We start from the raw sequence: 233 nt of genomic DNA on the forward strand, positions 1-233 counted from the left end.
CTTGCATAGTTTGAGCGTCAACCGTCCATACAAAGTGTTCACCATTTTGTTCAAAAATAGCAAAGGTTGGCACTAATAAACGAGTGGATGCTGAGCTGGCTTCACGTGTGAGTTTTAGACTGGCATTCATACCTGGCAATATATTAAGGTTATTTGGTACAGCAAATGCAAATCGCACTTCATAAGTTTGACTCGCAGAGTCAGCTTCTAAATTGGCACGTCTAAATGTTGCT

At 40.8% G+C, this 233-nt stretch carries 1 pseudogene; it reads right to left on the reverse strand.

Going from position 1 to position 233, the window contains the following annotated elements:
• Positions 1-233 (reverse strand): annotated as a pseudogene (locus R0K30_RS23680) (hypothetical protein); the annotation flags it as partial.

This window comes from Bacillus sp. SIMBA_154 (genome assembly GCF_046536015.1).
GTDB classification, from domain to species: domain Bacteria; phylum Bacillota; class Bacilli; order Bacillales; family Bacillaceae; genus Bacillus; species Bacillus pumilus_P.